General features: G+C 64.4%; 15 protein-coding genes. 8 read left to right on the forward strand and 7 right to left on the reverse strand.

The window, feature by feature from the left end:
* Nucleotides 1-58: 58 nt before the first annotated feature.
* The 5 genes from NCT05_RS10480 to cysS all read right to left on the reverse strand — a co-directional run bounded on the left by NCT05_RS10480 (nucleotide 59) and on the right by cysS (nucleotide 6663).
* Nucleotides 59-1309: an aspartate kinase gene (locus NCT05_RS10480; protein WP_175982697.1), complete on the reverse strand. Its 1251-nt coding sequence runs from the start codon at nucleotides 1307-1309 to the stop codon at nucleotides 59-61.
* Between the two features lie 327 nt (nucleotides 1310-1636).
* Nucleotides 1637-3064, reverse strand: coding sequence for a tRNA lysidine(34) synthetase TilS (tilS, locus tag NCT05_RS10485; RefSeq protein WP_250502230.1), 1428 nt, complete (start codon nucleotides 3062-3064; stop codon nucleotides 1637-1639).
* Between the two features lie 43 nt (nucleotides 3065-3107).
* A complete protein-coding gene (locus tag NCT05_RS10490) occupies nucleotides 3108-4079 on the reverse strand; it encodes an acetyl-CoA carboxylase carboxyltransferase subunit alpha (RefSeq protein WP_008341830.1) in 972 nt (323 codons plus the stop codon).
* Between the two features lie 119 nt (nucleotides 4080-4198).
* On the reverse strand, nucleotides 4199-5218 hold the full coding sequence (locus NCT05_RS10495) for an endonuclease III domain-containing protein (RefSeq protein WP_175982698.1): 1020 nt from the start codon (nucleotides 5216-5218) through the stop codon (nucleotides 4199-4201).
* Between the two features lie 47 nt (nucleotides 5219-5265).
* The gene (gene cysS, locus NCT05_RS10500) at nucleotides 5266-6663 is read right to left on the reverse strand and encodes a cysteine--tRNA ligase (RefSeq protein WP_244807422.1); all 1398 of its coding nucleotides are present in this window, start codon (nucleotides 6661-6663) and stop codon (nucleotides 5266-5268) included.
* A gap of 555 nt (nucleotides 6664-7218) precedes the next feature.
* Here cysS and NCT05_RS10505 point away from each other — a divergent pair.
* From NCT05_RS10505 to NCT05_RS10520, 4 genes are all read left to right on the forward strand, one after another.
* Entirely contained in the window at nucleotides 7219-7896 is a 678-nt protein-coding gene (locus NCT05_RS10505) for a tetratricopeptide repeat protein (RefSeq protein ID WP_175982736.1), read from the forward strand.
* A 54-nt stretch (nucleotides 7897-7950) separates the two neighbouring features.
* Nucleotides 7951-8532: a peptidylprolyl isomerase gene (locus NCT05_RS10510; RefSeq protein WP_250502231.1), complete on the forward strand. Its 582-nt coding sequence runs from the start codon at nucleotides 7951-7953 to the stop codon at nucleotides 8530-8532.
* A gap of 74 nt (nucleotides 8533-8606) precedes the next feature.
* Nucleotides 8607-9098, forward strand: a complete 492-nt coding sequence (locus tag NCT05_RS10515; RefSeq protein WP_008341836.1) for a peptidylprolyl isomerase — start codon at nucleotides 8607-8609, stop codon at nucleotides 9096-9098.
* Between the two features lie 13 nt (nucleotides 9099-9111).
* Nucleotides 9112-9915, forward strand: a complete 804-nt coding sequence (locus NCT05_RS10520; protein ID WP_250502232.1) for a UDP-2,3-diacylglucosamine diphosphatase — start codon at nucleotides 9112-9114, stop codon at nucleotides 9913-9915.
* On the opposite strand, the gene cysE is transcribed toward NCT05_RS10520, so the two are convergent.
* The gene (cysE, locus tag NCT05_RS10525) at nucleotides 9912-10718 is read right to left on the reverse strand and encodes a serine O-acetyltransferase (RefSeq protein ID WP_250502233.1); all 807 of its coding nucleotides are present in this window, start codon (nucleotides 10716-10718) and stop codon (nucleotides 9912-9914) included. The genes NCT05_RS10520 and cysE overlap by 4 nt on opposite strands.
* A gap of 127 nt (nucleotides 10719-10845) precedes the next feature.
* Complete coding sequence (locus NCT05_RS10530) at nucleotides 10846-11745, reverse strand: RNA methyltransferase (RefSeq protein ID WP_244807423.1); 900 nt, start codon at nucleotides 11743-11745, stop codon at nucleotides 10846-10848.
* A gap of 122 nt (nucleotides 11746-11867) precedes the next feature.
* Between NCT05_RS10530 and NCT05_RS10535 the strand changes: the two genes are divergently transcribed.
* The 4 genes from NCT05_RS10535 (at nucleotide 11868) to mutS (ending at nucleotide 17655) form a co-directional block, all read left to right on the forward strand.
* The gene (locus NCT05_RS10535) at nucleotides 11868-12671 is read left to right on the forward strand and encodes an inositol monophosphatase family protein (RefSeq protein ID WP_008341842.1); all 804 of its coding nucleotides are present in this window, start codon (nucleotides 11868-11870) and stop codon (nucleotides 12669-12671) included.
* Between the two features lie 195 nt (nucleotides 12672-12866).
* A complete protein-coding gene (lplT, locus tag NCT05_RS10540; protein ID WP_250478748.1) occupies nucleotides 12867-14165 on the forward strand; it encodes a lysophospholipid transporter LplT in 1299 nt (432 codons plus the stop codon).
* A 205-nt stretch (nucleotides 14166-14370) separates the two neighbouring features.
* A complete protein-coding gene (locus NCT05_RS10545; RefSeq protein WP_008341847.1) occupies nucleotides 14371-14739 on the forward strand; it encodes an ElaB/YgaM/YqjD family protein in 369 nt (122 codons plus the stop codon).
* Between the two features lie 222 nt (nucleotides 14740-14961).
* A complete protein-coding gene (gene mutS / locus NCT05_RS10550) occupies nucleotides 14962-17655 on the forward strand; it encodes a DNA mismatch repair protein MutS (protein WP_034473073.1) in 2694 nt (897 codons plus the stop codon).
* Nucleotides 17656-17669 lie beyond the last annotated feature (14 nt).

Below are 17669 nucleotides of genomic sequence, written 5' to 3' on the forward strand. Positions count from 1 at the left end.
GAACCGCAACGATGTGAAGGCCCGCGAGCCTTCACATCTCCGTCACACGCTTACACGCTTACGCGCGATCCAGCTCGAACGCCTTGTGCAGCGCGCGCACGGCGAGTTCGGTGTACTTCTCGTCGATCAGCACCGAGATCTTGATTTCGGACGTCGAGATCATCTGGATGTTGATGCCCTCTTCCGACAGCGTGCGGAACATCGTGCTCGCAATACCCACGTGCGAGCGCATGCCGACGCCCACCACCGACACCTTCGACACCTTCGGGTCGCCCAGCACGGTTTCGGCCTGGACGTGGCCCTTCACCTGGTTGTTCAGGATTTCGAGCGCGCGCTGATAGTCGCCGCGGCCGACCGTGAACGTGAAGTCGGTCTTGCCGTTCACGCTCTGGTTCTGAATGATCATGTCGATGTCGATGTTCGCATCGGCGACCGGGCCGAGAATCTGATACGCGACGCCCGGCTTGTCAGGCACGCCCATGACCGCGATGCGCGCTTCGTCGCGCTGGAACGCGATGCCAGAAATCACTGCTTTTTCCATGTTCTCGTCTTCTTCAAAAGTAATCAGGGTGCCGGAGTGCATTTCGGCTTCGAGCGGCATCAGCGGGTCGGTCAGGCTGGAGAGCACACGCGTCTTCACCTGATACTTGCCGGCGAATTCCACCGAGCGGATTTGCAGCACTTTCGAGCCGAGGCTCGCCATCTCCAGCATTTCCTCGAAGGTCACGCGGTCCAGCCGGCGCGCTTCTTCCACCACGCGCGGATCGGTCGTGTAGACGCCGTCGACGTCGGTGTAGATCAGGCATTCGTCCGCTTTCATCGCCGCCGCGATCGCAACCGCCGACGTGTCCGAGCCGCCGCGTCCGAGCGTCGCGATATGGCCTTCCGGATCGACGCCCTGAAAGCCCGTGATGACCACGACCTTGCCCGCGTCGAGGTCCTTCAGCACGCGTTCGCCGTCGATTTCGCTGATACGCGCCTTCGTGAACGCGCTGTCCGTCTTGATCGGCACTTGCCAGCCGGCATAACTCACGGCGTCGAGGCCTTCCGCGTGCAGCGCGATGGCCAGCAAGCCCACGCTGACCTGCTCGCCGGTGGAGGCAATCATGTCGAGTTCGCGCGGGTCCGGATCGGCCTTGATGTCTTTCGCGAGACCGAGCAGGCGATTGGTTTCGCCGGACATCGCCGAGGGCACGACGACCATCTTGTGGCCGGCCTTATGCCATTTGGCGACGCGCTTGGCGACGTTCTTGATGCGCTCGACCGAGCCCATCGAAGTGCCGCCGTATTTGTGTACGATGAGTGCCATTGTCGTTCTTGAACTGGAGAGAAAACCGCGCTTCACGCGCTTTGACGCGAGAACGCTCGAGACTCGCGCTCGATCGCTTCAGGGGATGTCGAAGCCGGCTACGATACGCGGGCGCTGCCGCACGCCCTTCGCACGCTCGCGCCATTGATAAGCGACGCGAGCGGATGCGTCGTTGCGGGCGAAATCGAGTCTTTTGAACGCAGATGCCGCGCAAAAACGCGCTTGGGCGAAAACGAGTTACCGTACCCGATCGAGGCTGAAATTACAAGATGAGGCACCGGTGACGGCGATTTTACCGGCTTCGGCGCAACGTTTGCCCAAAGCGCCTCACACGAGCAGCAAATCCGGCCGCCACGAAATGCGCCGCAGCGGTCCGTGCGCGGCGCTCGGCGCGGCCTCGCGGTTCACGCCGACATGCGGCACGAACAGCAGCGCCTCGCCGATGAAAAGCAGCGGTACGTCGCGCTTCCAGGCCGGCACGCCGCGCTCCTGAAAGAGGTTCTTGAGCGTGCGGCTCGGCGCTTCGGCCGCGACGCGCATGCGCTCGCCGCCCGCACGCGAACGCGCGACGAGCGGCGCGGCGCGCAACACGCCCTCCCCGACGACATCGTCGGCGGAAGAATCAGCGGGCTCGAACACGAACGAGCCGCGCCATTGCGGCAGACGCCACACCTCTTCGCCCTGCCATAGCAGTTCCGCCGCGACTTTGAGCGCGGCCGCGCCTTCATCGAGATCGGGCGCATCGGCGCTGTCGCCGGCTTCCCAGAACAGCAGATTGCGATACACGCGCAAGCTGTGCCCCGCATGATCGACGCGCAGCGCGTGGCCATCGCGCGCGGCGGCGGCATCGCGCAACTGACGCAACATGTCGGCGATGCGCGCCGTCGATGCCGCCATCAAACCGCGCGAGCGGATCCAGAAACGCATGAGATTGATCGCGCGCTCGTCGTCGAGTGCGAGAAACGCGTCGAGCACGAGCGCGCCCTCTTCGTCGGCGCTCTGAACGTGTCCCAGATCGATGCGCGCAAGCTGATCCAAAAGCCGCTGCGCCGACGCGGCATGCGATGCCGTGCGCGCGAGCGCATCGCGAAAGCCGGGAAAATGCACCGCGAGCATCGGCAGCACGTCATGGCGCAGCGCGTTGCGCGAATAGCGCGTGTCGGCGTTGGATTCGTCGTCGATCCAGCTCAGGTCGCGCTCGTGCGCGTATTGCTCCAGTTGCGCGCGCAGCAGGCGCAGCAGCGGACGCACACGCGGCGCGGCGCCGTCCGCGCGTTGCGGCGCCATCGCCGCGAGGCCCGCGACGCCCGCGCCGCGCAGCAGTTGCAGCAGCACGGTTTCGGCCTGATCGTCGGCATGATGCGCGATGAGCAGCGCCGCCGCGCCATGCTGATCGCAGAGCTCGTCGAGCGCGCGATAACGCGCGTCGCGCGCCGTGGCTTCGAGGCTCTCGCCGCCGGTCCGCGCGACATCGACATGACGCGCGTCATACCGCACGCCGAGCGACGCCGCAAAGCGCTCGCAATGCGCGGCCCACGCGTTGGCGTTCGGACTCAGACCGTGATGAACATGCAGCGCGATCAAACGTCGCGCGCCGAAGCAACTCACGGCCGCGTCGAGCAGCACGGTGGAGTCGAGCCCGCCGCTCAATGCGACCGCGAGAAGTGAATCCGGGGAAAGGTCCGCGTCCGAAACCGCCGCGCGCACCGCCTGTAACACGAGGCGGCCGGCCGGGGTTTCGTTATCGGATGTCACGAGAGTTCGTGATGGATGAGATGACGAAGATGACGGGAACGGATTACGCGCCCGGCAGCGATTCCTTGAACTTGCCGTACGCCATCAGCTTTTCGAAGCGGCGCTCGCGCAAGTCGTTGACGCTCATGCCCTGGAACTGACGCAGCGAATCGGCGAGTGCGCGGCGCAGGAGCGCGGCCATGCCCTTCGCGTCGCGATGCGCGCCGCCGAGCGGCTCGTTCACGATCTTGTCGATGAGACCGAGCGCCTTAAGACGATGCGCCGTGAGGCCGAGCGCTTCGGCCGCTTCCGGCGCCTTCGCCGCGCTCTTCCACAGGATCGACGCACAGCCTTCCGGCGAAATGACCGAGTACGTGGAGAACTGCAGCATCATCACGGTATCGGCGACGGCGATCGCCAGCGCGCCGCCCGAGCCGCCTTCACCGATGATCGTCGTGATGATCGGCGTCTTGAGCTCCGCCATCACATAGAGATTGCGGCCGATGGCTTCCGACTGGCCGCGCTCTTCCGCGCCGATGCCCGGGTACGCGCCCGGCGTATCGACGAACGTGAAGATGGGCAAGCTGAACTTCTCGGCGGTACGCATCAGGCGCTCCGCCTTGCGATAGCCTTCCGGACGCGGCATGCCGAAGTTGCGCAGCGCGCGTTCCTTCGTGTCGCGGCCCTTCTGATGGCCGATCACCATGCACGGCTGGCCATTGAAGCGCGCGAAGCCGCCGACGATCGCAAGGTCGTCCGCGAATGCACGGTCGCCATGCAATTCATGAAAATCGGTGAAAAGCTCGCTGACGTAATCGAGCGTGTACGGACGCTGCGGGTGACGCGCAATCTGCGAAACCTGCCACGGCGACAGGTTTGCGTAGAGATCCTTCGTGAGCTGCTGGCTCTTCTTCGACAGCCGCTCGATTTCTTCCGAAATATCGACAGCGGAATCGTCCTGAACGAAGCGGAGTTCTTCGATCTTCGCTTCGAGTTCAGCGATCGGCTGCTCGAAATCCAGAAACGTGGTCTTCATATGTTCGAGTCCTGGGAACATCGGGCAGCGCGTATTCTAACCGCGTCCGCCCCTCAAAAATTCGCGCGTGAACTATCGATTATAAAGCAACGATAGCGCGCGCTTTTCGCGTGGTTATTTTAGTGATCTGACGGAATCGGATTGAGGCTGCGCCACATGTACCACGTCGCGACCGTGCGCCACGGTTCCCAGTTCGCCGCCACTTCCCGCGCCTCGCTGCGCGTCACCGGCTCGCCGCTGAAGTAGTTGACGCTGATCGCCTGAATCAGGCCGAGATCGTCGAGCGGCAGGACGTCCGGGCGCGACAGATTGAAGATGAGGAACATCTCCGCCGTCCATCGGCCGATGCCGCGAATCTGCGTGAGCTCGGCGATGACGGCTTCGTCGTCCATCGACGTCCATGCGTCGACGTGCAGCGCGCCCGATTCGAAATGCTGCGCGAGATCGAGAATGTACTCGGCCTTGCGTTTGGATAAGCCGCACGCCTGCAGTTTCTCGTGACCGAGCTTGATGAAGTGCGCCGGATGAACCTCGGGACATGCGCCCTTCACCCGTTCCCAGATCGCCTGCGCGGCCTTCACCGAAATCTGCTGGCCGGCAACGGAACGCGCGAGCGTGGAGAACGGATCGCCGAGATTGACGAGATGAATCTCGCCGAACTTCGGAATCAGCTTCTTGAGTATGCGGTCGCGTCGCATCAAATCTGCGCACGCGCGGTCCCAGTAGTCGGGACGAACGGCTTCGCGCGTGAGTCCGCCGATTTGCACGGGCACCGCGGCATCCGATGTGACGACGCGCGACTTGCGCACCACTTCGCCGCGTTCGGCGACGAGCGCCTGAGCGCGCGCGCCATCGCCTGCGACCGCGCGGCCGTTGCCCTTCGCGGGCGACGCTTCGGCTTCTTCCGTGCCCGCTTTCGATGCGCGCGCAGCGCCGTTCAGGCGCGTTGCCGTCTCCGGCTTCGCGGCCTTGAGCGCAACGCTGCGCGCCGGCTTCGCCGTCTTGCCGGCCGCCGCACCTGCGCCATCGATCTTCTGCGTGTTCACTTTCGTTTGTGCGCTGCTCGCGCGCTTCGTTGCGCCCGACGCATCGCTGACAGACGCGGGTCGCTTGACCGGCGTCTTCCTGGCCGTTGCCATCTTGCCTCCTGCCTGGTGAGTCGATCAGAGGGTTCGAAGGGCCGCGCTCAAACGCGGCGCCATTCGGTCGACCCACCCGGTTTGTCTTCAAGCGCAATACCGGCTTCGAGCAATGCAGCGCGAATCCGGTCTGCTTCGGCATAGTTCTTCGCCTGCTTCGCGGCGATGCGCTCGGCGATCTTCGCTTCGATCTCTTGCGGCGAGAGTCCCTCGCTCGAGCCTGCGCCGCTCGCCCGCTGCAGGAACGCACGCGGCTCGCGCTGAAGCAGTCCGAGCACGCCCGCAAGACCCTTGAGCTGACGAGCGAGCGCGGCATCGCGCGTACGATTCACTTCGCTCGCGAGATCGAACAACACCGACACGGCCACCGGCGTGTTGAAGTCGTCGTTCATCGCAGACTGGAAACGCTGCGCGTTCGCCTCGCTCCAGTCAAGTTGCTGATTGTCCGGCTCGACATCCTTCAACGCCGTATATAGGCGCGTCAACGCGTTCTTTGCGTCGTCGATATGCACGTCGCTGTAATTCAGCGGCGACCGATAGTGTGCCCGCGCAATAAAGAAGCGCACGACTTCAGCATCAAATTTTTCAAGAACTTCGCGGATCGTGAAAAAGTTGCCGAGCGACTTCGACATCTTTTCACTGTCGATCTGCACAAAGCCGTTGTGCATCCAGTAGTTCACGAACTGCTTTCCGGTAGCGCCTTCGCTTTGCGCGATCTCGTTCTCGTGATGCGGGAACTGGAGATCCATGCCGCCACCGTGGATGTCGAACTGTTCGCCGAGCAACGTGCAGCCCATCGCGGAACATTCGATGTGCCAGCCGGGACGCCCGCGGCCCCACTTCGAGTTCCAGCCTGTGTCTTCCGGCTCGCCCGCCTTCGATTGCTTCCACAGCACGAAGTCGAGCGGATCTTCCTTGGCGTCGTTGGCCGTGACGCGCTCGCCGGCGCGCAAGTCTTCGATCGACTTGCCGGACAGCTTGCCGTAGTCGGTGAACTTGCGCACCGAGTAATTCACGTCGCCGTCTTTGGCCTGATATGCATAACCGTTGGCGTGCAACGCATCGATCATGCCGAGCATCTGCGGCACGAACTCGGTCGCGCGCGGCTCGATGTCCGCACGCGCGACGCCGAGCGCGTCCATGTCCTCATACATCGCCTCGATGAAACGCTGCGTGAGCGACTTGATCGATTCGTTGTTCTCCACCGCGCGGCGAATGATCTTGTCGTCGATGTCGGTGATGTTGCGGACGTAAGTCACCTTGTAGCCGATCTCGCGCAGCCATCGCTGAACGATGTCGAACACCACGAACATGCGCGCGTGCCCGACGTGACAGTAGTCATACACGGTGATTCCGCAGACATACATGCGTACCTCGCCGGCGCGAAGCGGCGTGAAGGTTTGCTTGTCACGCGCGAGCGTGTTGTAGATGCGCAGCGAGTTCATAGAAGGCGAAGCATGGGCCGGAATCAACCGTGTGCCGGGCAGCGAGCGCCGTGAGCGATACGCGCGGGAGCGAAGAGACCCACACGCGAGCGCGAACACGACGGTCATGCGACCAGGACGGAGACGGCCACGAGTGGCGAAAGACAGTCTGGAGTCGGCGCGAGATGCTCGCCTGGAGATCCAGGCGCAAGACTCGTGCGCGGGACGTGCAGACCTTTTGTTAGAATGGGTCGGAGTATAACACCGGGACTTGAGCCTATGAAATCTCGAAGCGGCCGCGCGGCGGGCATGGCAAGCCGCGCTCCGGGCCGGGCCGAAAGCCTTGCCGGAGACGACGCCGCATCGGGCATTTCCGCTCGTTCTCCAGTGCTCGCACGCCTTCGCGTGCTCGGGCGCTCGCCGTCCCTTTCGCCGCTTTCACGGCTTCTTTCGCAGCCTCATTCATTGACTCGATTCCAAGTGACTCATCGCCACGCGCGCACGCCTCTGCAACTCTCTTGCCGGCTCGTTTCCCGGACGCTCGCCATCGCGGCGCTCGGCTTCGCATGTGTCGGCATGTCCGGGGCCGCGCTCGCGCAGACCTCGACCGCAACTCGCGACGACACGCCGCAGATCGATTCGGCCATCGCGGGCAAGGACTGGAACGCCGCGCTAACACAACTCGATGCGCGCATCGCGAGCAACCCGCGCGACGTGCAGGCAAAGTTCAAGCGCGCCACCGTGCTCGCGCGCCTGAATCGCGACGACGAAGCCATCGCCGCCTTCACCGAGCTCACGCAAGCCTATCCAGAATTGCCGGAGCCGTACAACAACCTCGCCGCGCTCTACGCGAAGAAGGGCCGCTACGAGGATGCACGCGTCGCGCTCGAAACCGCGGTCAAGGCGAATCCAGGCTACGCGCTCGCCTATGACAACCTGGGCGATCTTTATCTTCGTCTCGCGAGCGAGTCGTACAAGCGCGCGCAATCGCTCGGCTCGAAGAGTCCGCTCACGCGCCAGCGCATCACGGCGATTCAGAACATCTACAACCCGCCGAAGAAGCGCGCGGGCGCGGCAGAAGGCGCATCGGGAACGGGCGCGGCAATTGCGCCAAGTCCGGCCGCGGACGAATGGGCGCCGGCATCCGGAGCCGCCTCGCAGACGATGCCCGGTCCCGACGATTACGCGCCGTTCGGCGGCCCGACGAGCCCGCTGCCGGCCACGCCATACGTCGCGCCGCAAGCGCAGCCATAAGCAGGCGCATTCGCGGCCGACTGTTTGCATTCACCACACGAGGATCGATCCTTCATGAAATTCCTGATGTTGGCGCTGTCGAGCGCTGCCCTGATCGCGACCACGCCTGCGTTAGCGCAGCCGAACGCGCAGGCCGCGCACCCCACCGTGCTCTTCAAGACCACGCAAGGCGACATCAAGGTCGAGCTGTATCCCGAGAAAGCGCCGAAGACGGTCGCGAACTTTCTCGACTACGTGAAGTCCGGTCAGTACAGCGGCACGATCTTTCATCGTGTGATTCCGGGCTTCATGATCCAGGGCGGCGGCTATAGCACGAGCTTCGCCGAGAAGCCGACGCGCGCGCCGATTCCGCTCGAAAGCAAGAACGGTCTGAAGAACGCCACCGGCACGCTCGCGATGGCGCGCACGAGCGATCCGAATTCGGCCACCGCGCAGTTCTTCATCAATATCGTCGATAATGCGGGTCTCGACTATCCGAGCCCGGACGGCAACGGCTACGCCGTGTTCGGCAAGGTCGTCGCGGGCATGGACGTCGTGAAGAAGATCGAAGGCAGCCCGACCACCACGCGCGGCCCGATGCAGGACGTGCCGCAAAAGCCGACCGTGATCGAGTCGGCCACCGTGGTCCCGCAGTAATCCGTAAGCGCCTGTCGCTGACCTGGCGCGCGCTGCGCCAGGGCTCAATCAAACACAATGGAGAGAACATCATCATGGTCGAACTGCATACGAACCACGGCGTCATCAAGATTGAACTGGACGCCGACAAGGCCCCGAAGACGGTCGAGAACTTCCTCAACTACGTGAAGAAGGGTCATTACGACAACACCGTGTTTCATCGCGTGATCGATGGCTTCATGATCCAGGGCGGCGGCTTCGAGCCGGGCATGAAGCAGAAGCCGACCGATGCGCCGATCGACAACGAAGCCAACAACGGCCTCAAGAACGAAAACGGCTCGATCGCGATGGCGCGCACGAACGACCCGCATTCGGCGACTGCACAGTTCTTCATCAACGTGAAGGACAACGACTTCCTGAACCACTCGTCGCCGACGCCGCAAGGCTGGGGCTACACCGTGTTCGGCAAGGTCGTCGAAGGCATGGACGTGGTCGAGAAGATCAAGAAGGTGAAGACCGGCTCGAAGGGCTTCCACCAGGACGTTCCGGTCGACGACGTGGTGATCGAGAAGGCCGTCGTGGTCTGATCACGGTCATTGCATGATCGATACGAAGACTTCATTCGATCGCGAAGCAGCGGGCACAGCGAAAAACGCGCGCCCGCTGTTTTTCATTGGCGATCTGCATCTCTCCGAAGTGATTCCGAAAACCGTTGCGGCCTTCGAGCATTTCATCGAGGTCACGGCGAACGATGCCGATTCGGTCTTCATCCTCGGCGACCTGTTCGAGTTCTGGATCGGCGACGACATTCTCGACGGCCCGCCAACCGACCCGCGCGCCAGCTTCGCGCGCCGCATGACGCGCCTCATGCATACGCTCTCGGAACGCGGCATCGGCCTATATGTGATGCACGGCAATCGCGATTTCCTGCTGGGCAAGCGCTTCATGAAAGATGCAGGCGCGCTGCCGCTGCCCGATCCGTTCGTCATCACCGCGTTCGGCAAGCGCATCGTGCTCGCCCACGGCGATGGCCTGTGCACCGCCGATCGCGCCTATCAAGGCTTTCGCTCGTTCGCGCGCAACAAGCTCGCGCAACGGCTCTTTCTGGCGTTGCCGCTCGACACCCGCCTGGGCATCGGCCAGCGCATGCGCTCGAAAAGCGAGGGCGCGCGCGTGACCACCGGCGTCAAGGCGAAGTACGACGTGACGAAGAAAGCGGTCGCGGAACTCTTCATCAATAGCCGCACGAACACGCTGATTCACGGCCACACGCATCGTCCGGCGATGCATCGCGAAGTCGCAGGCGTGCGCTGGGTTCTGCCCGACTGGGAACTCGACGCGGACCCGCCGCGCGGCGGCTATCTGCGCGTCGATGAAGAAGGCGTGCGCCCGCTGCCGCTTTAACTCGCGCGTTCGAGCGACCCGGCGCGCTCGTCCGCCGCCTTGCCATCCATCGACGTGCACAGGCGCTTGAGATCGACGAGCGCGGCGCCATCGACGGCGTTGAGCGCTTCCACGCGCGCGCCGAGCCGTTCGAGCGCCGCGACGATGTCGTCGATGCGCTGCGTCTGCGTCGACGCGTGATCGATCAGCCCGTGGATCGCGAGCGACACGGGATCGTCCGCGTTCGGCGTAATGCCGTAAGCGCAAAAGCCGCTCTTCGCGGTTTCATCGGATGGCTTCTTCGCGACGGCCGGCATCACGATGCGCGCCGGATTGCCCACCGCCGTACCGCCCGCCGGCACCGGCTTCACGACGACCGCATTCGAGCCGATCTTCGCATCGGCGCCGACCGTGAAGCCGCCGAGCACCTTCGCGCCCGCACCGACGATCACGCCGCGCCCGAGCGTCGGATGACGTTTCGCGCCGCGCGTGAGCGACGTGCCGCCGAGCGTCACGCCCTGATAGATCGTGCAGTCGTCGCCGATTTCGGCCGTCTCGCCGATCACGACGCCCATGCCGTGATCGATGAACACGCGCCGTCCGAGCGTCGCGCCCGGATGAATTTCGATGCCGGTGAGAAAGCGCGCGATCTGCGACACGAACCGCGCGAGCCAGCGCCATCGTCCGCGCCAGCACGCGTTCGCGATGCGATGCAGGACGATCGCGTGCAGCCCCGGATAACAGGTGACGACTTCCCAGGCGCTGCGGGCGGCGGGATCGCGCTCGCGGATGGCGGCGATGTCTTCGCGAAGTCGGTCGAACATGGCGATGTCTCTGAAAGGGGGACGAGTGCTTTGCACGAATCGCGCAAAGCTTATCGGCGTTCGCCGTTTTTCGCCGATTGTAGGACGAGCGCGCGCAGTCTGCCCGATGCCCCCGACGCCAGCGCGGTCAGTCCTTTTTCGTCCGAAGGAGGATGTGCTTCGCGATGCCGCGCAAAATATTCACTTCTTCGCGCTCGAGCCCGGAACGCGCGAACATCCGCCGCACGCGCGACATCAGCTTCTTCGGATTGGCCGGATCGAGAAAATCGAGCGCGACGAGCGCGTCTTCGAGATGCGCGTACATGCCTTCGATTTCATCGCTCGATGCGCTCTGCCCCGCCGATTCCACCACGGCAAGCGGGCTCGCGGACGTCTGGAACGCGACGCGTAGTTCATACGCGAGCACCTGCACGGCCTGCGCGAGATTGAGCGAGCTGTAGGCGGGATTGGCCGGAATATGTGCGAGCGCGCTGCATCTTTCGACGTCCGCGTTGGAAAGCCCGGTGCGCTCGTTGCCGAACACGAGCGCGATATCGCCGTGGCGCACGAATTCATGCGCGCGTTCGGCGAGCGCGCGCGGCGGCATCTGCGGCGGCCCGTATTCGCGCATACGCGCGGTCAGCGCGACCGACCAGCGCACGCCGACGAGCGCATCGGCGAGCGTGTCGACGACATGCGCGGACGCGAGCACGTCGTCGGCGCCGGAGGCCATCGCGATGGCTTCGGGCTCGTTCTTGACGTCGGTCACGCGCGGCGCGACGAGGACGAGGCGCGCGAAGCCCATCGTCTTGAGCGCGCGGGCGGCCGCGCCGACATTGCCCGGATGACTCGGCTCGACCAGGATGAAGCGCGTCGACGTGAAGCCGCCGGCGGGCGCGGAAAGTTCGTTGGGTTCCAAGGCGCGGTTCGTGCTGAATTTTGAAGAAAGTGCGACCCGATATGTTAACGCGCTTTGGCCATGCGCCGGAACCGCGCGGCCACTTTCGGGTAAAATGGCGCCTTCGCGCGCGGCGAACGGTTCTTGCATGGCTTCCAAAGAACCTTCGCGCGAACGCCCCGCTCTTATTCAATTCGTCTTTCGTCGACATAGTCGTTGTCGCCAATTTTCCCGTCCACACGAAGCTGCTGGGCGGTCAGAGGATTTCGCTCATGCATCCGATGCTCAATATCGCTGTCAAGGCCGCCCGCCGCGCCGGACAGATCATCAACCGCGCGTCGCTCGATCTGGATCGTCTCCAGGTCAGCAAGAAACAGCACAACGACTTCGTGACGGAAGTCGACAAGGCGTCCGAAGCCGCGATCATCGAGACGCTGCACACCGCCTATCCCGATCACTCGATCCTCGCCGAAGAATCCGGCGCGACGGATCGCGAGTCGGAGTTTCAGTGGATCATCGATCCGCTCGACGGCACCACCAACTTCATCCACGGCTTTCCGTACTACTGCGTGTCGATCGCGCTCGCGCACAAGGGCGTCGTGCAGCAGGCGGTCATCTACGATCCGACGCGCAACGACCTCTTCACCGCATCGCGCGGCCGCGGCGCGTATCTGAACGAGCGACGCATTCGCGTGGGCAAGCTCGACCGTCTGTCGGATGCGCTGATCGGCACCGGCTTCCCGTTCCGCGACGGCCAGGGTCTGAACGCCTATATGCGCCTCTTCAGCGAAATGACGCTGTCGTGCGCAGGGCTGCGCCGTCCGGGCGCGGCGGCGCTGGATCTCGCGAACGTCGCGGCCGGCCGTCTCGACGGCTTCTTCGAGCAAGGCATCCATCCGTGGGATGTGGCGGCGGGCAGCCTCATCGTGACCGAAGCGGGCGGACTCGTCGGCAACTACACCGGCGAATCGGATTTCCTGTTCAGAAACGAAATCGTCGCCGCCAATCCGAAGGTCTACGCGCAGATGGTCAAGATCCTCGACATGTACTCGCGCACGCGCCTGACCGGCGAATAAGCCGCATCGAGGGGGCGCGTCTTGCGCCCCTTTTGTTTTACCTCTTCCGCATCCCGGGCGCGCCGCCTGCTCTGCACCGAATGCAGGGCTCCGTTACAGTGCAAGCTTTGCCCTCGTTCCGGCAACGGCGATGCGCGCTTTCTTCCGCCCGCCCCGCTCTCACGCCGCGCGCCGCGCCCCACGTTATTCCCGCTCATGAAGAAAGGCTTCTATACGATCATCGCCGCGCAGTTCGTTTCGTCGCTCGCCGACAATGCGCTCCTGATCGCGGCGATCGCCATGCTCGCCGTCGTGCATTCCGCGCCGTGGGTCACGCCGCTGTTGCAGATCTTCTTCACGATTTCGTATGTTCTGCTCGCGCCATTCGTCGGCGCATTCGCCGATGCGATCCAGAAGCGCCACGTCATGTTCACGTCGAACGCGCTCAAGGCGGCCGGCTGCGCGATGATGATCGCGGGCGTGCATCCGATGATCGCGTATGGCGTCGTCGGCCTCGGCGCGGCGGCCTATTCGCCCGCGAAATACGGCATTCTCACCGAACTCTTGCCGCCGCAAAAGCTGATCGCGGCGAACGCGTGGCTCGAATCGGCGACGGTCGGCTCGACGATTCTCGGCACCGTGATCGGCGGCGCGCTCGTGAGCCAGGTCGTCGGGCGCTGGGTCGAGCACGCGCATCTGCCGTTCGTGAGCAGCGCCGCGCACGCCGCGCTCTTCGCCGTGATGGTGATCTACGCGTCGGCGGCCGTCATCAACGTATTCATCCCCGATACCGGCGCGCGCTATCCGAATCTGCTGAACGAACCGACGAAGCTCGTCCACGATTTCTCGCGCTGCTTCATGGTGCTGTGGAAGGACAAGCTCGCGCAGATCGCGCTGTGGGTCACGACGCTGCTCTGGGGCGCGGCCGTCACGCTGCAATTGCTCGTGCTGAAATGGGCCGATGCGAACCTCGGCCTGTCGCTCTCCAAAGCCGCCGTGCTGCAGGGCGTGACGGGCGTGGGCATCGCGCTCGGCGCGGCGGCGGCGTCCGCGTGGATCGTGCTGCGCCAGTCGCTGAAAGTGCTGCCGGTCGGCGTGCTGATCGGCGCGGTCGCGGTCGCGATGGCGTTCTACAACAAGGACCTCTTTCCGGCCGGCGCGGGCGTGCATATCGGTCCGCTCTTCGCGCCGGCGTACATCCTGATGGCCTATCCGCTGATGATCGCGCTCGGCGGCCTGTCGGGCTTTTTCATCGTGCCGATGAACGCGATCCTGCAGCATCGCGGCGCGACGCTGCTGTCGGCCGGACATTCCATCGCGGTGCAGAACTTCAACCAGAATCTCGCCGTGCTCGCGATGCTCGGCGCTTACGCCTTGCTGTTGACGGAGAAGGTGCCGGTGCAGTGGATCATCGTCGCGTTCGGCGTCTTCGTGTGCCTGATGATGGCGCTGGCGATGCGCCGCCACACGCACAACGAGCGCGAAACCGATCTCGTCGCGCTCGTCGAGGAATGAACCTTGCTCCACGGTGAACGGTGTATTCTGGGTTCATGCCCCGGCGCCGGCTCACGAGGAAACCATGGGAGGAACGCCGGCGGCGGGGTCGGGTCGTAACGCCATGTACGGCCCGGCGCGGCCGATCGCGGGCATCCGCATGGCGCATCGCGGACGGACCCGGCGATATTCATTCCTCGGCAAACGTCAATAAAGGAGCATGGAAATGGGATTGTTCACACGTTCGACGCTCGACAGCAAGATCAATGGCGCAGCCGATGTCGGCCAGCGCGCGGTGCGTGGTGCGAGCGACGCGGTCGATTCGGCGAGCAGCCAGTTGCGCAGCCTGCTCGATGATCTGGAAAGCTCGATCTCCGGCGCAAGGGACGTCGATGCCGACAAGCTGCGCAAGGAACTGCAATCGCGCCTCAAGACCGCCCGTTCGCAGATGAACGGCGCGGGCACGGCGCTCACCGGCAGACTGAACGACGCAGCCGGTTACGCCGACGAGTTCGTTCACGACAAGCCGTGGCACACGCTCGGCGCGGTGGCGGGTCTCGCATTGCTCGTCGGATATCTCGCCGGGCGCGCGTGACGCGCTCCGGCGTCATCGGAAATCGCCGCCGGCACGGCATCGCGTCCGTGCCGGCGGCGGCGTTCGCGCGGGCGATGCACATCGACTAGACACATCTCGTTGGCCATTCGGCCGACTCGCCGTCATCTCGCGACAGGTTAAACTCCTGCTCTATCGGCTGAACGACGGCCGGCGCACGTCGCGCCCGGCCGTTTAGTCATTCTGGCCTTCAAAGCACGCAAGATGGGCACTCAAACGGCAACTCCCGACACCTCACCAGACACCGCCGCGCCGCTCGCGGACCTGTCGCAGCACACGCCGATGATGCAGCAGTATCTGCGCATCAAGGCGGAGCATCCCGGCACGCTCGTTTTCTACCGGATGGGCGATTTCTACGAGCTTTTCTTCGACGACGCCGAGAAAGCCGCGCGTCTGCTCGATCTCACGCTCACACAGCGCGGCGCATCGGGCGGCAATCCGATCAGGATGGCGGGCGTGCCGCATCACGCATGCGAACAATATCTCGCGAAGCTCGTGAAGCTGGGCGAATCGGTGGCGATCTGCGAGCAGATCGGCGATCCGGCGACATCTAAAGGTCCGGTCGAGCGCAAGGTCGTGCGCGTCGTCACACCGGGCACGCTCACCGACGCAGCCCTGCTCTCCGATAAGAGCGATGTCTATCTGCTGGCGCTCTGCCCCGCGCACAACCGTCGCGGCGTGGTGACGAGCGTCGGCCTCGCGTGGCTCAATCTCGCGAGCGGCGCATTGCGTCTCGCGGAAGTCGCGCCGAATCAGGTCAGCGCGGCGCTCGAGCGCATTCGTCCGGCGGAAACGCTCATCGCCGATTCGATCACCGACGTTCAGGCGTCGCTCGGCGTGACGCATCCCGGCGCGACCACGCGCGTGCCGGCGTGGCACTTCGACGTCGGCTCGGGCACGCAGCGCTTGCGAGAGCAACTCGATGTCGCGAGCCTCGACGGTTTCGGCGCGCAAACGCTCACCTGCGCGTGCGGTGCGGCCGGCGCGCTGCTGCTCTATGCCGCCGCCACGCAAGGCCAGCAGTTGCGCCACGTGCGCAGTCTGAAAGTCGAATACGAATCGGAGTACATCGGGCTCGATCCGGCCACGCGACGCAATCTCGAACTCACCGAAACACTGCGCGGCACCGAATCGCCGACGCTGTTCTCGCTGCTCGACACTTGCTGTACGACGATGGGCAGCCGCCTGTTGCGCCACTGGCTGCATCATCCGCCGCGCGATGCGTCGATCGCTCAGGCGCGCCAGCAGGCGATCGGCGCAGTGCTCGACGCGCCCACGAGCGGCGGCCTCGACACGCTGCGCGGCGCGCTGCGCAAGATTTCGGACATCGAGCGCATCACGGGCCGTCTCGCGTTGCTGTCGGCGCGTCCGCGCGATCTGTCGAGCCTGCGCGATACCTTCGCCGCGCTGCCCGATCTGCGCGCCCTCGTCGCCGCAGTCGCCACGCATGCGCCGGCGCTCGAGCGCATCGACGCCGGGCTTGAACCGCCGCACGAATGTCTCGATCTGCTGACGAACGCCATCGCAGCGGAACCCGCCGCGCTGATTCGCGACGGCGGTGTGATCGCGCGCGGCTACGATCCCGATCTCGACGAATTGCGCGATATTTCGGAGAACTGCGATCAGTTCCTGATCGATCTCGAAGCGCGCGAGCGCACGCGCACCGGCATCGCGAATCTGCGTGTCGAGTACAACAAGGTGCACGGCTTCTATATCGAGGTCACGCGCGGGCAGACCGACAAGGTGCCCGACGACTATCGCCGCCGTCAGACGCTCAAGAACGCCGAGCGCTACATTACGCCCGAACTGAAGGCGTTCGAAGACAAGGCGCTTTCCGCGCAGGAACGCGCCCTCGCCCGCGAACGCGCGCTGTACGACGCGCTCTTGCAGAACCTGTTGCCCTTCATCGCGGATTGTCAGCGCGTCGCAAGCGCGCTCGCGGAACTCGATCTGCTGTGCGCGTTTGCCGAACGCGCCCGCGCGCTCGACTGGGTCGCACCGGAATTCAGCGCCGACGCGGGCATCGATATCGAACAGGGCCGGCATCCGGTCGTCGAGGCGCAGGTCGAGCAGTTCATCGCCAACGACTGTTGTCTCAGCCAGGACCGCAAGCTGTTGCTCATCACCGGCCCGAACATGGGCGGTAAATCGACCTTCATGCGTCAGACCGCGCTGATCGCGCTGATGGCGCACGTCGGCAGTTACGTGCCCGCAAAGCGCGCGCGTTTCGGCGCGCTGGATCGCATCTTCACGCGCATCGGCGCCGCCGACGATCTCGCGGGCGGACGTTCGACCTTCATGGTCGAGATGACGGAGGCAGCGGCGATTCTCAACGACGCGACCGCGTCGAGCCTTGTCTTGATGGATGAGATCGGACGCGGCACGTCGACCTTCGACGGCCTCGCGCTCGCATGGGCGATCGCGCGGCATCTGCTCACGCACAACGCCTGCTACACGCTCTTCGCCACGCATTACTTCGAGCTCACGCAGTTGCCCGCGGAATTTGCGCAGGCGGCCAACGTGCATCTGTCGGCGGTGGAGCACGATCACGGCATCGTGTTCCTGCACGCGGTGAGCGAAGGTCCGGCCAATCAGAGCTACGGTCTGCAGGTCGCGCAGCTCGCCGGCGTGCCAGGCGCCGTAATCCGCGCGGCGCGCAAGCATCTCGTCCATTTGGAGCAGCAGTCGATCAGCCAGCCCGCCGCGCAATTCGACCTGTTCGCGAGCCAGCCTTACACGCCTTATGAAGATGAAGCGCCAGCGAAGGAAGCGCCCGAACATCCGGTGATGGAAAAACTGCGCGCGCTCGATCCGAACGATCTGCGGCCGCGTGAGGCGCTCGATCTGCTCTACGAACTGCATGAACTGGCGAAGCTTGCGCCGGATGCCTCGCGTTGAGCGTGACACTTCGC

Source organism: Caballeronia sp. AZ7_KS35, assembly GCF_023631045.1.
GTDB lineage: Bacteria > Pseudomonadota > Gammaproteobacteria > Burkholderiales > Burkholderiaceae > Caballeronia > Caballeronia zhejiangensis.